Genomic DNA, 17,560 nt, shown 5'->3' with positions numbered 1-17,560 from the left:
GATGCCGCTTCATTGCGGAGCATCCGTATCTTTCGTAGACGGGCGCCTCCCATCGTGCGTTGAGGGGTTCCGGCTAGAGGCCGGCAACCCCTCGCAGCGCATCACACATTGCTCCGTCCAGCATCCGGTTGGTGGCTTAGCCACGGAACCTATTGCGGGCCGACCCTCGATGGGCCACCAATGAACCAGTCGACCGTAAACAACGCCGAAAATCCCCGCCGAAATTTCGAAACAGACCTCCCCGGGGTCGATCCCTTACCAGGCCGCAGACCGGTCAACACCAAGCTGTGGGCAGGCATGGCGGGCGCCGTCGTAGTCGCCGCTGTCAGCATTGCCGCGTTGACAGGACCCGCGGCAACAACGCCCGGGGCACCTTCCGCCGCGGGTGCAATCACGACGGCGGACGCACCGGTTGAGCAAGCCGCCGGACCGATTGTCCCCGCGGCCGTGGACGAGCCCTCGGCCGCCGCCGTTGACCCCGCCGCTGTTGACCCTGGCGCCGTTGACCCGGCTTCGGTTCCAGCGGCAGTCGCCGCGCCCGCCGAAGCGCCGGCCCCACCGGCTCCTGCACCTGCGCCGGCAACCGACGCGAACCTTTACACCGTGGTCCCCGGCGACACCGTGGGTGGGATCGCGGCCCGGCATGGCGTGGACATGAATGCCATGCTCGCTGCCAACGGCCTCGGCGGTTACAGCGTCATCGTTCCCGGCCAGACGCTGAAACTGACCGGTCCCGCCGTCGCACTTTCCGCGCCCGCACCTGCACAAGCCGCCACTCCAGTACAGGCCGCCGCGGCGCCCGCACCGGCGGCGGCTCCCGTGGTACCGGCGGCCCCGGCTGTCCGGACCATCTATGTGGCGGGCGCCGGCGGACAGTCCATGGTTGACGCCTGCATCGGGCCGATCCATTACACGCCGAATGACGGGTACTCGCTCTTCATCACGGAGCACGATTTCTGTGGCGGCTGGGCGCGTTTCTCCGGCATTGGCGTGGGTGAAACCGTCAGCATTCCCGGTTACGGCACGTTCAAGGCGACGGCGCGGGGCCAGGTGCCTAATCCGGGCACCACAAACGACGTCATCCGGGTATTCGGTGGATTCCCCCGGGCCATCCTGCAGACGTGCATCCCCGGCACGAACCAGATGCTGCTGATCGCCCTGAACTGAGTTCCTCAGCTTGTTCGCGGTTCCGAACCTTCAAGGCAAGGAACCGCGAACAAGGCTGTGTTGGAATGCGTTGGTGAGGCAGTTTGCTAGGCCGACATATGGTGGCGTTCAGAAATGTGCTCCACCAGCGCGCCCACGCGGTCCTCGGTGTAGTTGCGTGCAATGTCGCCCTGGCTGATGATGCCAACCAGCTTGTGGTCGGCGATGACCGGGAGCCGCCGGATCTGGTGGCGTTCCATCACCTCGATGGCTGTATCAACACCTGCATCGGCGTCAACCCAGCGGGGCTTGCCCGAGGCGAGCTCGCGGGCCATCATCTCGCGGGGACTGCGGCCGGCGGCGACACACTTGAGCACAATGTCGCGGTCAGTGATCATGCCCTTCAATCTGCCGTCATCGCCACAGATCGGCAACGATCCGCAATCCAGGTCCAACATCATCCGCGCGGCATCTTCGAGCGTCTGCTCTTCCTTGATACACCGGGCATCCGTTGTCATAAATTCGCGCACAACACTCATTGGTCCTCCTTCATCGATTGAGTATCGACGCAGGGCATCGGGGCACATGCGCCGATGGTGCCAGACTACGCCCGGCCCGAAGTGCCTGTCGACGACAGATTGCGGGCAGGCTTTCCCCGCAGCTTTTCCCCGGCCGACGGTCTATTCCCCCGGCTAACGCCGCGGGGAATAGACCGCCAGGCGGGGAGTGCCGGACCGGCCGGAGCCAGCCGGAAGCACCGTGGCCGGCTTGGCCGGTTCCCCGGGCACGAAAAAGCCTCCGCAACCTAGTGGTTCCGGAGGCTTTTCCTTGGGTGGCAGATGAGGGATTCGAACCCCCGTAGGCGTTGCCAGCTGATTTACAGTCAGCCCCCTTTGGCCGCTCGGGTAATCTGCCGAACTTCAAAAGAAGATCACCCCCGGCTGCAGTCTGCAGAACGTCCGTTTCCGGGCCGTTCCGCTTCCAGTAACCGCGGGCAAGACAACTTTACAGAACTTCTGCCGAAGAATCGAATCGAGCCGCTTCGCCATCGAAACTGGCCCCAAAAGCCGCGCCGTTCCACGGGAAAACCGGGAAATCAGACCTCGCCGAGAATACGTCCGGCCAGCTTTGCCTCGAACTTCAGCGCCTGCTCCTCGGTGATCTGGTTCAGCTGGACGGCCCTCCGCAGGTCCGCGCTGACGCCGTGCATGCGGGCGGATGCATCCGGGGCCGGGCTGAAGAGGATGGAGCCTGCCAGGGCTGCGGCTGCGACGGAGGTGGCTGCCATGGCCACTGCCCCGGCGGCCGCGACGGTTGATCGGGTGACGTAACGGACGGCGTTGTTTTGCATTGCTTCCCTTTCGCGCTTCTTCCAACTCGTTCAACTCTCCCCTGACCGGCTTCGTTCCCGCCGGGCGTCCGCTATGAGGGAACTGTGAATCGATCCGTGCCACCGCTGGGGCATCCGTATTAGGCTGGAATCCAGAGATCCATGCCCTCCAGAGCCAATGCGGGGGCACCACCGGCACAAGGAGAGTCATGGCAGGCGAGTCAACGTTCGACGTCGTAAGCAAAGTGGACAAGCAGGAAGTGGCCAACGCGCTGAACCAGGCACAGAAGGAACTGGTCCAGCGCTACGACTTCAAGGGTGTGGGCGCCGAAGTTGACTTCAGTGGCGAGAAGATCCTGATGAAGGCGAACTCGGAGGAGCGCGTCCTGGCGGTCCTGGACGTACTCCAGTCCAAGCTGATCCGCCGCGGCATCTCGCTGAAGTCCCTGGACACCGGCGAGCCTTTCGCGTCCGGAAAGGAATTCCGGCTGGAAGCCTCCATCAAGGAAGGCATCGAGCAGGACCTGGCCAAGAAGATCAACAAGCTGATCCGGGATGAGGGGCCCAAGGGCGTCAAGTCCCAGATCCAAGGCGATGAGCTCCGTGTCTCCTCCAAGTCCCGTGACGACCTGCAGTCCGTCATGGCGCTGCTGAAGGACTTCGACGAAGCCGACCTGCAGTTCGTGAACTTCCGCAGCTAGGACCCCGGCACGGCGCCAGGACACAAGAACGGGCAGGGGACACCGGAATTCCGGCGTCCCCTGCCCGTTGCGTCTCACCAGTCCGTTTCCGTGTACCCGCAACGCGGACGACGGCGGAGCTTGGCTTATGCAGTACGCGTCAGTTAAGCGGCCGTCCCGCCATCCGTTCCAGCCGGGTGATCCGCTCCCTCATGGGCGGATGCGTGGCGAACAGCTTGGTCATGGCGCCGCCGCGGAACGGGTTGGCGATCATCAGGTGCGACGTGTTGACCAGCTTCTGGTCCTGCGGAAGCGGCACGATCTGCACTCCCTGCTCAATCTTGCGCAGGGCTGAGGCGAGCGCCAGCGGATCGCCGGTGAGCTGCGAACCGTCCTCGTCGGCGTCGTACTCCCTGGTCCGGGAAATGGCGAGCTGGATCAAGGAGGCTGCGAACGGCGCCAGCAGTGCCATGGCCAGCATGGCCAGCGGGTTGGAGTTGCGTCGGTCCCCGCCGCCGAAGAAGAGCAGCATCTGGCCCACGGAGGTGATGACGCCGGCCACCGCCGCGGCCACCGACGACGTGAGGATGTCCCGGTTGTACACGTGCATCAGCTCGTGCCCCAGGACCCCGCGCAGTTCGCGGGCATCGAGCAGCTGCAGGATCCCTTCGGTGCAGCAGACCGCGGCGTTCCTGGGATTCCGGCCCGTCGCGAAGGCGTTGGGGTTCATGGTGGGCGAGAGGTAGATGCGCGGCATGGGCTGATTCGCCCGGACGGAGAGCTCCCGGACGATCTGGTACAGCTGGGGCGCCTGGGCCTCAGTCACGGGGTAGGCCTGCATGGAGCGGATGGCGATTTTGTCGCTGTTCCAGTAGCCGTAGGCGGTGGTGGCCACACCCACCAGGGCCATGATCCAGATGGGCGCTGCGCTGCGCGTGTTGAGCCCGATCAGGCCGCCTAGCCCCAGCAGCACGGCCCAGAGCACCCCGAAGAGTGCTGCAGTCTTCAGTCCGTTGTAATGCTTGTGCACGTCCACTCCTCCACGTCACCCCAACAAAACAGGGCCCTACGGCACCGGGTCATGGGCATCGTACTTCCGAAAGCCCGGCTGTAGCTGAGAGACCAGCCAGGCCACCAGCACGCACAACGCCCCGCCGAGGAACAGGACCCAGCCCTCACTCAAAATTTTAGTCCCGCCGCCTGCCAGCAGGTCGCCCACTCGGGGGCCGCCGGCCACCACCACAATGAAGACCCCCTGAAGCCGACCCCGCAGGTGGTCCGGGGCGGCTGCCTGCAGGATGGTGTTGCGGAAGACAGCACTGATGGAGTCTGCGATCCCGGCCAGGGCACAGCACAAAGCCGCGGGTAACAGCCAAAGGGTGGCGCCGCCGTCGTGCGTCCGGCCCGCCAGCAGCACCACTACACCGAAACCGGCAATGGAGGCGCCCCAGCCCATGACGGACCACACCACCGCGCTCCCCTGCCACCGGACCCGGCCCAGGGGGCCGGAGAAAAGCCCGGCCAGGAATGCGCCCACGGCGGTGGAGGCCAGCAGGATGCCCACCGTTGATTCGCCGCCGCCGATCATCAGCGCGCCGATGGCCGGCATCAACGCCCGCGGCTGGGCCAGGATCATGGCCACGAGGTCGATGATGAACGTCATCCGCAGGTTGGGCCGGGTGCCCAGGAAACGGAACCCTTCAAGCACGGACCGGATCCCGGCCCGGCCCGCGTGCCCCGTGGGTGGAGTCGACGGCAGCCGGAATACCGCCCACAGGACAAACACAAAGCACATGAAGTCGATGGTGTAAGTCCACCCGAAGCCCACCCACGCCACCAGGACGCCGGCCAGCAGCGGCCCTATGGTCATCGCCAGCCCGAAGGTGATCATGTTGAGCGCATTGGCTGCGGGCAGCAGTTCCTTGCGGATGAGAGTGGGGATGATGGCACTGCGCGCCGGCTGGTTGATGGCCTGGGCACCGCTCTGCAGCGCCACCAGGAGATAGAGGACCCAGACGTTTCCAAGCTGCAGCCAGGACTGGAGGGCAATCATGCCGGTGGTCAGCCACAGGACGGAACTGGCCAGCAGAGCCACCGTGCGGCGGTTGTGGGAATCGGCAATGGAGCCGCCCAGCAGCCCGCCGAACACCAGCGGCACCAGCGCGAAGACGCTGAGCAGGCCCACATAGAAACTGTCGTGGGTGAGGCGGTAGACCTCCAGGCTGACCGCCACCAGCGTCAGTTGGCTGCCCACGGCTGCCACCGCAGAGCCGAGCCATAGGCGGCGGAAGGCAGGGCTCTCGCGCAGCGGTGTGATGTCAGCCAGTAGTTTCCCCACCCCGCAACCCTAATGGCCACTTCCGGGTCCGGAGGTCCCACCCGCTTGGTATCCTCAGGCGGGGAAGGAGGTGGCCAATGAATCTATCCAGGCGGCTTCTTTACGCATCGGAGATCTGGGAAGTGGCCCGGCCCCGCACTGCGCTGACGGCAGGGCACGTACTCATCCGGCTGACCAACCCCGCCATCCCCTTCGATCTCCGCTCCGCAACTGACTGGCTCGTGTGCCATAACGCCGCCCGGCAGGCACTCACGGACGGGCTCGGAGCCACCCGCTGCACGGTGGTTTTTGCGCACCAGTGGCACCCCATTGGCGCAGCTATCGGGGAGCCGGAGGTGGAGTCCTCCACGCCCACGTTCCACCTGTTCGGGCGCTGGGACGGCGAGACGGTCACCCCGGGCGAACAGCTGCTGCTTCCCACCCAGCGCCGGGTGCCCGTGGCGCCCGAAGAGCTCCAAAGGCACGACGACGGCCTGCGCACCGCCCTGCGCCGCTCGGCTGTGAAGCGCACCACGGAGCCGGACCCGCGTGTTGACGTAGCCCTCCCGGAAATACTGTCGAAGACTCCTGAGGTTAAGGCCGGGCGGCACCATACTGTCCTGTCCCCGGCGCCGGGCGGTGTGCTGACACCCGGTCAGCTGCTGGCCCTGGCCGCCTCAGTGCAGGAACTGACCGATCGCCCCGGGGTCACGGGGCTGAGCTGCGTGGTGCCGGATCCCGGTGCGGGACCGCTCGCCGTCCACGCCTTGGGCCGCTCGGCAGGCGAATCCCTGAACCCCCTCAAGGAATTCCTTTCGTTGCCGAGTGTTAACCGAGCCTTATTGTGATGAGCTCATAATAAGTGCAATAATGGAGACATGACGGAACACCTTGGCGGCCATGATGCATGGGCTGCTGCCCTGCGGTCCCACGGCCGCCGCGTGACCAAACAGCGGCTGGCCGTGCTTGCCGCCGTCGAACACCACCCCCACTCACCGGCAGAGAGCATCCTCGCCGCAGCCCGGGCCGAGCTTCCCGAGCTCACCGCACAGTCCGTCTACGTGGTCCTGGGCGACCTCACCGACCTGCAGATGCTGCGCCGCTTTGAGCCGCCGCACTCCCCCGCCCTGTACGAGACCCGCGTAGGCGACAACCACCACCACGCCATCTGCATCAGCTGCGGCCGCGTGGAGGACGTGGAATGCGCCGTCGGCCATGCGCCCTGCCTAACCCCGCACTGGGACGAGAACGCCAAGCCCATGACCATCCAGATCGCAGATGTGATGTACCAAGGCATCTGCCAGGACTGCCAGCAGTCCCAACAACGCCCCTCTGAACGTAACCAAGTAATCGAGAAATAGGAGAACAATGACTGCCATTTCAACCACCCAGTCAGGTGCCCCCGTCACGTCCGACGCGCACTCCCAGTCAGTTGGTGCCGACGGTGCCATCATCCTGACTGATCACTACCTGATCGAAAAGCTCGCGCAGTTCAACCGCGAGCGCGTGCCGGAGCGTGTAGTGCATGCCAAGGGCGGCGGCGCCTTCGGCACGTTCAAGACCACCTCGGACGTCTCCAAGTACACCAAGGCAGCATTCCTGCAGCCGGGTGTCGAGACGGACATGCTGATCCGTTTCTCCTCGGTCGCCGGCGAAAGCGGCTCCCCCGACACCTGGCGCGATCCTCGCGGCTTCGCCGTCAAGTTCTACACCACCGAGGGCAACTACGACCTCGTGGGCAACAACACCCCCGTCTTCTTCATCCGCGACGGCATCAAGTTCCCGGACTTCATCCACTCCCAGAAGCGCCTCCCGGGCACCCACCTGCGTGACGCCGACATGCAGTGGGACTTCTGGACCCTGTCCCCCGAATCCGCACACCAGGTCACCTGGCTGATGGGTGACCGCGGCCTGCCGGCTTCCTGGCGGGAAATGCAGGGCTACGGCTCGCACACCTACCAGTGGATCAACGCCGCGGGCGAGCGCTTCTGGGTCAAGTACCACTTCAAGTCCAACCAGGGCGTCAAGGCCATGACCGGCGACCAGGCCGAAGAACTGGCCGGCTCGGACGCGGACTTCTATATCCGCGACCTGCAGGAAAACATCGCCGAGGGCAACTTCCCGTCCTGGGAACTGCACGTCCAGGTCATGCCGTACGAAGACGCCAAGACCTACCGCTTCAACCCGTTCGACCTCACCAAGGTGTGGCCGCACGCTGATTACCCGCTGATCCACGTGGGCACCATGGAGCTGAACAAGAACCCGGAGAACTACTTCTCGCAGATCGAGCAGGCCACCTTCGCGCCGTCGAACTTCGTGCCGGGCATCGCGGCTTCGCCGGACAAGATGCTGCAGGCGCGCATCTTCTCCTACGCCGACGCACACCGTTACCGCGTGGGCACCAACCACGCACAGATCCCGGTGAACCAGCCCAAGAGCCAGGTCAACAACTACAGCCAGGACGGCGCCGGGCGTTTCCACTTCAACGCTCCCTCCGTTCCGGTGTACGCACCGAACTCGGTAGGTGGCCCCGCCGCCGTTGAGCCGGCGTCCCCGGCCGGTGGCTGGGAGAACGACGGCGAGCTCACGCTTTCCGCGCATTCCCTCCGTTCCGAGGACGGCGACTTCGTCCAGGCCGGCACCCTGTACCGCGAGGTATTCGACGACGGCGCCAAGGCCCGCCTGCTCGAGACCATCACCGGTGCTGTGGGCGGCGTAAAGACCGCTGACATCAAGGAACGCGCCATCCAGTACTGGACCAACGTTGACGCCGAGCTCGGCGCCAAGCTGCGCGCCAACCTGGGCGCCGGCGCCGTTGACTCCGACGCTGAGGCTGCCAACAAGATCGGCTAATTCGGTCGTTCCGCAGAACCTGAACACCCCGCCACGGACTGTCCGTGGCGGGGTGTTTTGCCTTAGTTCGCGCCCGCCGCCGCAGGGCGGTGGCCCTTCTTGGCAAGCTGGATTTGTTCGTAGACGTGGTGGCGGAGCTCGGTAAAGCGGGGCAGGGACCTGGTCTCCAACTGGTCGCGGTCAACCGGGAGGTCGATCACGATGTCCTCCTGGACCACGGTGGGTGAGGAAGACAGGATGATGACGCGTTCGCCGAGGTAAACGGATTCGTCGATGTCGTGGGTCACGAAAAGCACTGTCACCCCGAATTTCTTCCAGATCGTGCGGATCAGGTCCTCCAGATCGGCGCGGGTCTGAGCGTCCACAGCGGCGAACGGCTCGTCCATCAGGAGCACCTCAGGCTGGTAGGCGATGGCCCGGGCGATCGCCACGCGCTGCTGCATGCCGCCGGAGAGCTGCCACGGGTACGAGCGCGGGACGTGCGCCAAGCCCACCGCCTCAAGGGCCTCGTCCACGAGCCTGTCGCGTTCAGCCTTGGCCACACCCTGGTTCTTCAGCGGCAGTTCCACATTTTCCCGGACGCGCATCCATGGGAACAGGGACCGGCCGTATTCCTGGAAGACCACGGCCATCTTCTTCGGCGGACCCGAAACGCGTTTGCCGTCCAAAAGCACCTCACCCTCGGTGGGAGCCATCAGCCCGGAGATGCACTTGAGGAGCGTCGTCTTGCCGGAGCCGGAAGGACCCACGAGGCATGCCAGTTCGCCGGCGCGCAGGTCGAAGGTCAGGTTGCGCACCGCTTCGATGTCGCCGCCGTCGCTCTGGTACACCTTCTTCAGTCCGCGGACGGAGAGCATCGCCTCCGGCAGAGACTTCCCGGACGGCGGTGTCTTCCCGGCTGGCGCCGGGGTGGGGTCAGGCTGCATTTTCTACCTCTTTCTGGCCGTGGTACCAGCGCAGGATGTTCCGCTCGGCCCACTGGAAGATGAACGACATGGCCACACCCAGCAGACCGAGCACCACGATCCCGGACCACATTTCCGGAATGGCGAAGGACCGCTGGAACTGGACGATGGTAAAACCAAGCCCTGAGGACGAGGCGAACATTTCGGAGATGACCATCAGGATCAGCCCGAGGGACAGTGACTGGCGCACGCCAGCCATGATCTGCGGGCTGGCCGAGGGCAGCACGAGGTACCGGACACGGGCCCAGCCGTCGATGCCATAGGTGTGCGCCGAATCAGAGAGCACACCGTCCACAGCACGGACGCCTTCGATGGTGTTCAGCAGGACCGGCCAGACACAGCCGGAAAGGATCACCGCCACCTTCATGGAGTCCGTGATGCCCATGACCAGGATCAGGACCGGGACCAGGACGGGCGGCGGGATCGCACGGAAGAATTCCAGCGTGGGTTCCAACAGCGCCCGGAGCCATTTGACCGAGCCGATCAGGACGCCGCCGACGACGCCGATGATGATTGCCGCGACCACGCCCACCAGGAGCCGGCCAAGGCTGGGCAGCACGTCGCTGAAGAAGCGTGGGCCGAACCAGACCTGGCCGAACTTAGCGACCAGGGTGGCGGGGGTGGGGACGAAAAAGTTCACCGCGCCGAGGGTGGAGGCCCACCAGAGCAGGACCAGCAGGACCGGCAGTGCCAGAACGTAGCCGAAGGTCTTCAGGGTTTTCATACGATTACCTCGGAACGGACGGAGGAGTGCCAGGACAGGGTCTTCTTCTCGATGAACCGCATCACCGCGTTGATCAGCATTCCGATCAGGCCGGTGGCCAGCACCAGGGCATACATGCCCGAGATGGCACCGCCGGACTGGGCGAGCGCGATTTCGCGGCCGAGCCCCGGAGAACCGATCACCAGTTCGGCCGTGATGGCCAGGACCAACGCCACTGTGGCGGCGAGACGGACGCCCGTCATCAGGTAGGGCAGGGCCGTGGGAAATACGACGTAGCGGATCCGCGCCATGCGGCCCAGTCCGTACGTTTTCGCGGTGTTGTTGGCGACCATGTCGATGTCGGCCACGCCGTAGAGGACCTGGATCAGGACCTGCCAAAACGCGGCATAGGTAATCAGCATGAGAGACGATTCAATCTTCACGCCGAAGAGCAGCACCGCCAGCGGAATCAGTGCCACTGAAGGGATGGGGCGCAGGAATTCCACTGTGGAGTTCGTGGCCTTGCGCRGGAAGTCGCTGGCGCCGATGATAAAGCCCAGCAGAACGGCCAGGGCGACGGCGATGACCAGGCCCAGGAACCACGCCGTCATCGTTTCGCCGACCGAGACCCAGAATGCGGTCAGACCGAAGTCCCGCATCAGCGCGACAATAACTTCGCTGGCCGGCGGGAGAAAACGTTCATTGATGATGCCCAGCCGTGGAATGAGCTCCCACGTGCCCAGGAATCCTACAATCCCTGCCAGGCCAAGCAACTGTTTTACCGGTAACTTGCGGACCGACCGGCGGTCCCGTCCCGCACTGGAGACGGGACCGCCGGAGGTTAGAGCGTCTGCACTCACGGGAGGAGGTCGCCTGCGTTCGGCGCCTTGGTCAGTGTGCCGTACTTGGCGGCGGCATCGCCGAGAGTCTTAAACGCGTCCTTGTCGAAGTCGACGGTCCAGTGGGTCAGCACCATCTTGGCCCGTGCGGCCTCGTCGATCTTGGTGTACGTACCCACAATGTCACGGACCTCCTGCGGGTGGGCCTGGGCGTATTCAAGGGACTTGTTCATGGCCCGGGTGAACTTCTGCGTCAGCTCAGGCTTGTTCTTGACCGTGTCAGCCTTGGTGAAGTATCCGGCAATGTCCAGCTTCGGGCTCATTTCCACGAAGTTCGAGGACACTACAGTTCCACCGTCGGCCGTGGCCTTGGACAGGAACGGTTCCAGGATCCAGGCCGCGTCCACCTGCTTGTTGGCCAGGGCGGCGGGTGCATCGGGGAAGGCCACCTCAACAAACTTCACGGTGGAGGGATCGCCGCCGTCCTTTTCGATGGCCGATTTGATGGTGGTGTCACCGATGTTGGAGAGGTTGTTCACCGAAACCGTCTTGCCGGCAAGGTCCTTCGCCGACTTGATGCTCGACCCGGCCGGAACGACGACACCGCCGACGTCCTTGCCGTTCTCGCCCGTGGTGGACGCGCCGTTGGCCACGAACTTCAGGTCAAGGCCCTTGTCCTTGGCCACCATCACGGAGATGAGGTTGGAAAAGGCGAAGTCAAAGCTTCCGCTGACCACACCCGGGACGATTGCTGCGCCGCCGGTGGCCGTCTGGATGTCCAACTGCAGGCCCTCGTCCTTGAAGAACCCCTGCTTATCGCCCAGGTAGATCGGTGCGCAGTCCACGATGGGAATGACCCCGACACTGACCTTTGTCAGTTCCGTGCTTCCGGTCGAACCGGCCGTGGAGTTTCCACCGCCGGTGGAACTCGGTGAACCGGACCCGCAGGCCGACAAGCCCAGGACGGATGCTGCGGCGAGCACCGCGATAACGCTACGACGTTTCATGTTTCACTCCTTTGTGATCTGCATGGGGAGTGAGACGCCCCCAAGCCAACTCTGTTCGCAGTCCGAACAGACGTTCAAAGAAAGTCTCGGTCACGGGACGTTGAAGGGTCAACCAGATCGGCCCATCGTTACCCTCATGATACGTAAGGGACCGCATGGTGGACAGGCTCCCGCATATTCGCATATTGGGTGAAAGTGATGTTTTCCACTTAGGCGCTGCCGGCTCTGGCTGGAGCCGAGGGCCCGTGCCTAGGATCACTGCATGGGTACATTTGAGGGCATTCCCGCAGGAGCATTCGCGTTCTACGCCGAGCTTGAGGACAACAACAACCGCGAGTGGTGGCTGGAGCACAAGGATAGCTACACAAGCCTGATCCGGGAGCCGCTCACCGCACTCCTGGCTGAACTGGAGCCGCGGTTCGGTCCGGCGAAGATTTTCCGGCCCAACCGGGACGTCAGGTTTTCCCCGGACAAGTCACCCTATAAAACCGCCCAGGGCGCCTTCGCTTCAGCCCAGGAGGGTGTGGGTTTCTACCTCCAGGTGAGCGCGGACGGACTGCTGGTGGGAGGGGGCTACCATTCCCATACCCCGGCGCAGCTGGCCAGGTTCCGCAATGCAGTGGATGCATCGGGCACCGGCGAAGCGCTGCGGCATATCGTGGATGGCGTCGCTGCCGCCGGCTTTGCGGTGGAGGGCGAGAAACTGAAGACGGTGCCGCGCGGTTACGACCGGGCGCACCCCAGGGCCGAGCTGCTCAAGCACAAGTCGCTCTCCGCCGGCACCGAACTGGGGCAGCCGGAATGGGTCTCGACGCCGGCGGCGGTGCAGGAGATCGCCAAGCTGTGGGACCAGCTGCGGCCCCTGGTTGACTGGGTGGGGCGGCACGCCGCGCCGTGACAGCTGGGCTTGCGCGCTACCGGCGGGTCAGCGCGCCACAGGTTCCGTCGAGTCCAACAGGGCCAGCTCGTGGCGGCGCGGCATGCCTTCCCAGTCGCCCGGCACCAGGCAGGCGAAGGCTCCGGTGCGGACTGCGGTGAGCAGGCGTGCCTGCACCGAAGCGCCGACGAGCAGGTCCGAAATGTAGCCGGCCACAAAAGCGTCGCCGGCGCCCACAGTGTCGATGGCGTTAATCCGGACCGCGTCCTGCTCGTATTCCACTCCGTCGATGACGGCGGCACAGCCCGCGGCCCCGCGCTTGATGACCGCTTGGCTGGGTCCCAGGGCGGCAACGCGCCGGGCAAGCTCCAGGGAATCCTCCGCTGGCCCCACTGCAATGGCGGCTTCATCATCCCCGGCGAACACGATGTCCGCCTGGGCCATAAAACTCCGGAAAACTTCTCCTGCGTCCTCGGGGGACCACAGCGCGGCCCGGTAGTTGAGGTCGAAGGAAACCAGCACTCCGGCGTCCCGGGCTACGTCGAGCGCGTATTGGGCGGCCTGCGCTGCGGACGGCGACAAAGCAGGGGTGATACCGGTGAGGTGCAGGAGTTTGGCGTTGGCAATCAGCTCGCCCGGGATGTCCTCCCGGGACAGCCGCGAACCTGCGCTTCCGGACCGGTAGTACCAGACCTTGAGCTGGTCCATGGTGCGCCGCTCTTTGATCATGAGGCCAGTAGGCGCTGCGTCGTCCCGCAGCGGGTCAACCTTAATCCCCTCGGCGGCGAGCTCCCGCAGCACCAGTTCGCCGAGGCTGTCGTTACCGACCCGGCCAACCCAGGTCACCGAGGTACCAAGTCGGCGCAGCGCAATGGCGAAGTTGCTTTCGGAGCCGCCCATGCCAAGGCTGAGCGAGGACACCTGGGCCAGCGGTCCGGGTGTCTCGGCCTTCATGAGGCCCATGGTTTCGCCGAGGGTAACGACGTCGGTGAAAGTCACTGCGCGCCCCTCGCCTGGACGGCTTCCGCCACCAGGGCGCTCAGCTGCCGGGACCGTTCGGTGAGGCTTCCGAGGTCGCCGCCGGAGAACGCATCCCGGAGCAGCGGGCCGCCCAGGCTGACAGCGAGGGCTCCTGCCGCAATCCAGTCCGGGGCGTCGTCGATGCCGATTCCGCCGGACGGAATGACCCGCATGGCGGGGAAGGGCCCGCGCAGCTGGCCGAGGTAGCCGGGACCCACGGTGGAAGCCGGGAACAGCTTGACGGCCGTTGCGCCCGCCTGCATGCCGGTCAGCAGCTCGGTGGGCGTCAGCCCGCCGGGAAATACCGGAACACCGGCCTCGACGGCGGCGCGGACTACATCGGTCACGATGGCGGGCGTCACGAGATAGTCTGCCCCGCCGTCGAGCGCCTGGCGGGCCTGGTCGCCGGACGTGACAGTACCGACGCCGATTTCCGCATCGCCACCGAACTGCCGTTTGAGCTCGGGCAGCAGGTCAAAAACTCCGTCAGTACTGAGGGTCAGTTCGATGGATCGTACACCGCCCCTAACCAGGGCCTCGATGACCGGGGCGTACTCGCGGGCGTGCCGGGCGCGGAGAACCGCCACCACCGGGTTAGCCTGCAGCATGGCAGAGACTGGTGGGCTTGAGGCTTCGTTCATGCCACTAACGATATAGCGTGTTTCACCGCCGTCCGGCTTACCGGCGGGTGATCGCCTGATCCTCAGCCGAGGCTTGGGCGCGTGCTTCCCCGCCGTCCACCGCAGACTTTGCCGCGGCGAACTTTTCGTTCAGGCGTGAGTGCCTCTGGCCGTAAATGAAGTAGATGATGATGCCGATGACCAGCCAGCCGGCGAAGAACATCCAGGTTTCCACGGCCAGGTTTGTCATCAGGTACAGGCACAGCACCGCGGAAACCACCGGCAGGACCTTGCCGAACGGCACCCGGAAGGACGGCTTCAGGTCGGGGCGCTTCTTGCGCAGCACCAGGATGCCGAGGCTGACCATCACAAACGCGGACAGGGTCCCGATGTTGATCATCTCTTCCAGCAGGTCCACGTTGGTCAGGCCGGCCACGAGCGCCACGGCGGCGCCGCAGATGATCTGGAGGCGGACCGGCGTCGAACGCTTATCGCTGGTCTTGGACAGGGACCGCGGGAGCAGGCCGTCGCGGCTCATCGCCAGCACCACACGGGAGAGTCCCATCAGGAGCACCATGATGACGGTGGTGAGGCCGATCAGGGAGCCGAAGGCGATGACCTTGGCCGCGGTGGTGTTGCCGACGGCTTCGAATGCGGTGGTCAGGGTGGGGTTCTCCGCCGCCGCAAGCTCGGTGTAGGACACCATGCCGGTCAGGGCGAGGGACACCAGGATGTAGAGCAGGGTCACCACGGCGAGGCCGCCGAAGATGCCGCGCGGCAGCGTCTTCTGCGGGTTTTTCACTTCCTCCGCGGAGGTTGCCACCACATCGAAGCCAATGAAGGCGAAGAACACCAGGGCAGCACCGGCGAAGACGCCGAGGGTGCCGTACTGGGCCGGCGCCGCGCCGGTGAGGAAACCGAAGAAGGACTGCTTCAGGACGTCAGAGGCGCCGCCGGCAGTGGGCTCGGCTGCGGGGACGAACGGGCTGTAGTTCTCTATTTTCACGTACGTGAAGCCCACCACGATCACAAACAGCACAACGGCGATTTTGATCAGTGTGAAGACGTTGCCCACGCGGGCCGAGAGCTTGGTTCCGAGCACCAGGAGGACGGTGAAGATTGCAACAATCAGGAAGGCGCCCCAGTACAGGTCCACACCGCCGATCGAGAGGGCCGGCGGGACGTCGGCTCCCATCAGCGCGAACACTTTGCTGAGGTAGATGCCCCAGTACTTGGCAATCACTGCCGCCGCGGTGAACAGTTCCAGGATGAGGTTCCAGCCGATGATCCACGCAAGCAGCTCGCCCATGGTGGCGTACGTAAAGACGTAAGCGGAGCCGGCAACGGGAATGGCGGTGGCGAACTCCGCGTAGCACATGATCGCCAGGGCGCACGTTACGGCGGCAATGGCAAAGGAGACCGTCACGGCCGGACCGGAGAAGTTGGCCGCAGCCTTGGCGCCAACCGAGAAGATGCCGGCACCGACAGCTACCGCGACACCCATGATCATCAGGTCCCAGGTGCTGAGTGACCGTTTGAGCTTGCGTCCGGGTTCATCGGCGTCGGCGATGGACTGCTCGATGGATTTGGTCCGGAGTAGGTTCATGAGTAGTCAATCCTGGTTTGTGGCGGAAAGGGACTTATCAATGGTAGTGTCCGCCCACTGGACGGTCATAGTTGTACCAAATACTGAGACGGCGGTGACACGCATAAGGCCCGGCCTGAAGATCAGGCCGGGCCTTATGCGTGTCGTTCAGACGGGCCAGTCCATCAGCGTGGACCGGATCAGGAAACGTTTGCCTTCGGGTGACTCGACTGAGAAGCCGCTCCCCCGGCCTGCCACCACGTCCACCGTCAGATGCGTATGGCTCCAGTATTCGAACTGCTCCCGTGACATCCAGAACTCCAGCGGCTCCGGCTTGAGCCCGTCTGAAATATCAAAGAGCCCCAGCAGCACGTCAGAATCGCCCGTGATGAACTCACCGGCCGGGAAGCACATGGGTGAGGAGCCGTCGCAGCACCCACCGGACTGGTGGAACATCAGCGGCCCGTGCTGGCGCCAGAGTTTCTTCAGCAGGTCCACCGCCTCCGGGGTGAGCGCCACCCGGGAGAAGTCCTCCCCGGGCAGCGTCACCGCAGCGTCAAGCCGGTTGTTGGGCATCAGAACCTCAGCACCACGCGGCCGTCGATCTTTGCATGCTTCATTTCGTCAAGGACTGCGTTGATTTCCCCGAGCTCCCGCACCGAAACGGTGGGGTGGATCTTGCCCTGCGCGTAGAAATCCAGTGCTTCCTCCAGGTCCTGCCTGGTGCCGACGATCGAACCGCGGACGGTCAGGCCCTTAAGCACAATCTCGAAGATCGGCGCCGGGAAGTCTCCCGGCGGCAGGCCGTTGAACACAATCGTCCCGCCCCGGCGTGCCATGCCGATCGCCTGTCCGAAAGCGGACGGGTGCACTGCGGTGACAAGGACTCCATGGCAACCTCCGGTTTCACGCTGGATGACTTCAACAGGATCTTCGTGCAGGGCGTTGACCGTCAGTTCGGCGCCGTGGGATTTGGCCAGGGCGAGCTTGTCGTCCGCGATGTCCACGGCAGCAACGCGCAGTCCCATGGCAACCGCGTACTGGACGGCGATGTGCCCCAGTCCGCCGATGCCGGAGATGGTGACCCACTGGCCAGGCTTGGCCTCGGTCATTTTGAGTCCCTTGTAGACGGTGACGCCGGCACAGAGTACCGGCGCCACCTCGACGGGGTCGGATCCCGCCGGTATGCGCGCCGCGAAGCGCGAATCCACCAGCATGTATTCGCCGAAGGAGCCGTCCACGCTGTAGCCGGCGTTCTTCTGCGCCTCACAGAGGGTCTCCCAGCCGGTACGGCAGTACTGGCAGTCGCCGCAGGCGGACCAGAGCCATGCGTTTCCGACCAAGTCACCGACGGCGAGGTCAGTGACGCCCTCACCGAGGGCCACCACTTCACCCACGCCCTCGTGGCCGGGAATGAACGGCGGCGACGGCTTGACGGGCCAGTCACCTTCCGCTGCGTGAAGGTCGGTGTGGCAGACGCCGGTGGTAAGTACCTTGATCAGCGCCTCCCCCGGCCCCGGGGTAGGAATGGTGAGCTCCTGAATCTGGAGATCCTTGCCGAATTCGGTTACTACTGCTGCGTGCATTGTCGTCGTCATTGGCGATCCTTAGCGTTTTG

19 protein-coding genes and 1 tRNA gene are annotated in these 17,560 nt (G+C 64.7%); 6 read left to right on the top strand and 14 right to left on the bottom strand.

The genetic code is table 11. The features are described from left to right. The first annotated feature begins 180 nt into the window (after positions 1–180). Positions 181–1,167: a LysM peptidoglycan-binding domain-containing protein gene (locus AC1DIM_RS10700; protein WP_477710462.1), complete on the top strand. Its 987-nt coding sequence runs from the start codon at positions 181–183 to the stop codon at positions 1,165–1,167. Between the two features lie 86 nt (positions 1,168–1,253). On the opposite strand, the gene AC1DIM_RS10695 is transcribed toward AC1DIM_RS10700, so the two are convergent. The 3 genes from AC1DIM_RS10695 to AC1DIM_RS10685 form a co-directional block, all read right to left on the bottom strand. Further along, positions 1,254–1,685 (bottom strand): CBS domain-containing protein, encoded by a 432-nt coding sequence (locus AC1DIM_RS10695; RefSeq protein ID WP_477710461.1) that lies wholly within the window; start codon positions 1,683–1,685, stop codon positions 1,254–1,256. 294 nt (positions 1,686–1,979) lie between these two features. Further along, positions 1,980–2,061: transfer RNA gene (locus AC1DIM_RS10690), tRNA-Tyr, on the bottom strand. A gap of 181 nt (positions 2,062–2,242) precedes the next feature. Continuing rightward, positions 2,243–2,497 (bottom strand): hypothetical protein, encoded by a 255-nt coding sequence (locus tag AC1DIM_RS10685; RefSeq protein ID WP_477710460.1) that lies wholly within the window; start codon positions 2,495–2,497, stop codon positions 2,243–2,245. A gap of 188 nt (positions 2,498–2,685) precedes the next feature. On the opposite strand from AC1DIM_RS10685, the gene AC1DIM_RS10680 reads away from it, so the two are divergent. Next, positions 2,686–3,177 (top strand): YajQ family cyclic di-GMP-binding protein, encoded by a 492-nt coding sequence (locus AC1DIM_RS10680; RefSeq protein ID WP_477710459.1) that lies wholly within the window; start codon positions 2,686–2,688, stop codon positions 3,175–3,177. Positions 3,178–3,316: 139 nt separating this feature from the next. Here the strand turns inward: AC1DIM_RS10680 and htpX are convergent, their stop codons facing one another. Both htpX and AC1DIM_RS10670 read right to left on the bottom strand, forming a co-directional pair. Beyond that, positions 3,317–4,186 carry a zinc metalloprotease HtpX gene (htpX, locus tag AC1DIM_RS10675; protein ID WP_477710458.1) on the bottom strand — a complete coding sequence of 290 codons (870 nt, stop codon included), beginning with the start codon at positions 4,184–4,186 and terminating at the stop codon, positions 3,317–3,319. 36 nt (positions 4,187–4,222) lie between these two features. Further along, on the bottom strand, positions 4,223–5,494 hold the full coding sequence (locus tag AC1DIM_RS10670; RefSeq protein ID WP_477710457.1) for an MFS transporter: 1,272 nt from the start codon (positions 5,492–5,494) through the stop codon (positions 4,223–4,225). Between the two features lie 77 nt (positions 5,495–5,571). Between AC1DIM_RS10670 and AC1DIM_RS10665 the strand changes: the two genes are divergently transcribed. Genes AC1DIM_RS10665 through AC1DIM_RS10655 form a run of 3 tightly spaced genes read left to right on the top strand, consistent with a single transcriptional unit; the run spans position 5,572 to position 8,326 of the window. Next, positions 5,572–6,321, top strand: a complete 750-nt coding sequence (locus tag AC1DIM_RS10665; protein ID WP_477710456.1) for a hypothetical protein — start codon at positions 5,572–5,574, stop codon at positions 6,319–6,321. A 30-nt stretch (positions 6,322–6,351) separates the two neighbouring features. Further along, complete coding sequence (locus tag AC1DIM_RS10660) at positions 6,352–6,834, top strand: Fur family transcriptional regulator (protein WP_477710455.1); 483 nt, start codon at positions 6,352–6,354, stop codon at positions 6,832–6,834. A 7-nt stretch (positions 6,835–6,841) separates the two neighbouring features. Next, positions 6,842–8,326 carry a catalase gene (locus AC1DIM_RS10655; RefSeq protein WP_477710454.1) on the top strand — a complete coding sequence of 495 codons (1,485 nt, stop codon included), beginning with the start codon at positions 6,842–6,844 and terminating at the stop codon, positions 8,324–8,326. 62 nt (positions 8,327–8,388) lie between these two features. On the opposite strand, the gene AC1DIM_RS10650 is transcribed toward AC1DIM_RS10655, so the two are convergent. From AC1DIM_RS10650 to AC1DIM_RS10635, 4 genes are all read right to left on the bottom strand, one after another. Then, entirely contained in the window at positions 8,389–9,252 is an 864-nt protein-coding gene (locus tag AC1DIM_RS10650) for an ABC transporter ATP-binding protein (protein ID WP_477710453.1), read from the bottom strand. Then, on the bottom strand, positions 9,242–10,015 hold the full coding sequence (locus tag AC1DIM_RS10645) for an ABC transporter permease (RefSeq protein WP_477710452.1): 774 nt from the start codon (positions 10,013–10,015) through the stop codon (positions 9,242–9,244). The genes AC1DIM_RS10650 and AC1DIM_RS10645 overlap by 11 nt, the downstream gene beginning before the upstream one ends. After that, a complete protein-coding gene (locus tag AC1DIM_RS10640; RefSeq protein WP_477710528.1) occupies positions 10,012–10,767 on the bottom strand; it encodes an ABC transporter permease in 756 nt (251 codons plus the stop codon). Before AC1DIM_RS10640 ends, AC1DIM_RS10645 begins: the two co-directional genes overlap by 4 nt. Positions 10,768–10,850: 83 nt before the next feature. After that, positions 10,851–11,840: an ABC transporter substrate-binding protein gene (locus AC1DIM_RS10635; protein ID WP_477710451.1), complete on the bottom strand. Its 990-nt coding sequence runs from the start codon at positions 11,838–11,840 to the stop codon at positions 10,851–10,853. 262 nt (positions 11,841–12,102) lie between these two features. Here AC1DIM_RS10635 and AC1DIM_RS10630 point away from each other — a divergent pair, with 262 nt between their 5' ends. Then, positions 12,103–12,738 carry a DUF2461 domain-containing protein gene (locus AC1DIM_RS10630; RefSeq protein WP_477710450.1) on the top strand — a complete coding sequence of 212 codons (636 nt, stop codon included), beginning with the start codon at positions 12,103–12,105 and terminating at the stop codon, positions 12,736–12,738. A gap of 27 nt (positions 12,739–12,765) precedes the next feature. Here the strand turns inward: AC1DIM_RS10630 and AC1DIM_RS10625 are convergent, their stop codons facing one another. The 5 genes from AC1DIM_RS10625 to adhP all read right to left on the bottom strand — a co-directional run bounded on the left by AC1DIM_RS10625 (position 12,766) and on the right by adhP (position 17,540). Beyond that, positions 12,766–13,716, bottom strand: a complete 951-nt coding sequence (locus AC1DIM_RS10625) for a sugar kinase (RefSeq protein ID WP_477710449.1) — start codon at positions 13,714–13,716, stop codon at positions 12,766–12,768. Then, positions 13,713–14,378 carry a bifunctional 4-hydroxy-2-oxoglutarate aldolase/2-dehydro-3-deoxy-phosphogluconate aldolase gene (locus AC1DIM_RS10620; protein ID WP_477710448.1) on the bottom strand — a complete coding sequence of 222 codons (666 nt, stop codon included), beginning with the start codon at positions 14,376–14,378 and terminating at the stop codon, positions 13,713–13,715. The genes AC1DIM_RS10625 and AC1DIM_RS10620 overlap by 4 nt, the downstream gene beginning before the upstream one ends. Before the next feature lie 37 nt (positions 14,379–14,415). After that, positions 14,416–15,963 (bottom strand): amino acid permease, encoded by a 1,548-nt coding sequence (locus AC1DIM_RS10615; RefSeq protein ID WP_477710447.1) that lies wholly within the window; start codon positions 15,961–15,963, stop codon positions 14,416–14,418. A 147-nt stretch (positions 15,964–16,110) separates the two neighbouring features. Continuing rightward, positions 16,111–16,518, bottom strand: coding sequence for a DUF779 domain-containing protein (locus tag AC1DIM_RS10610; protein ID WP_477710446.1), 408 nt, complete (start codon positions 16,516–16,518; stop codon positions 16,111–16,113). Then, the gene (gene adhP / locus AC1DIM_RS10605; protein ID WP_477710445.1) at positions 16,518–17,540 is read right to left on the bottom strand and encodes an alcohol dehydrogenase AdhP; all 1,023 of its coding nucleotides are present in this window, start codon (positions 17,538–17,540) and stop codon (positions 16,518–16,520) included. Before adhP ends, AC1DIM_RS10610 begins: the two co-directional genes overlap by 1 nt. Positions 17,541–17,560 lie beyond the last annotated feature (20 nt).

Source organism: Pseudarthrobacter sp. 01T43, from assembly GCF_056398665.1.
The sequence above is the reverse complement of the archived record's forward strand: the minus strand, read 5'-3'. Positions and strand labels throughout refer to the sequence as shown.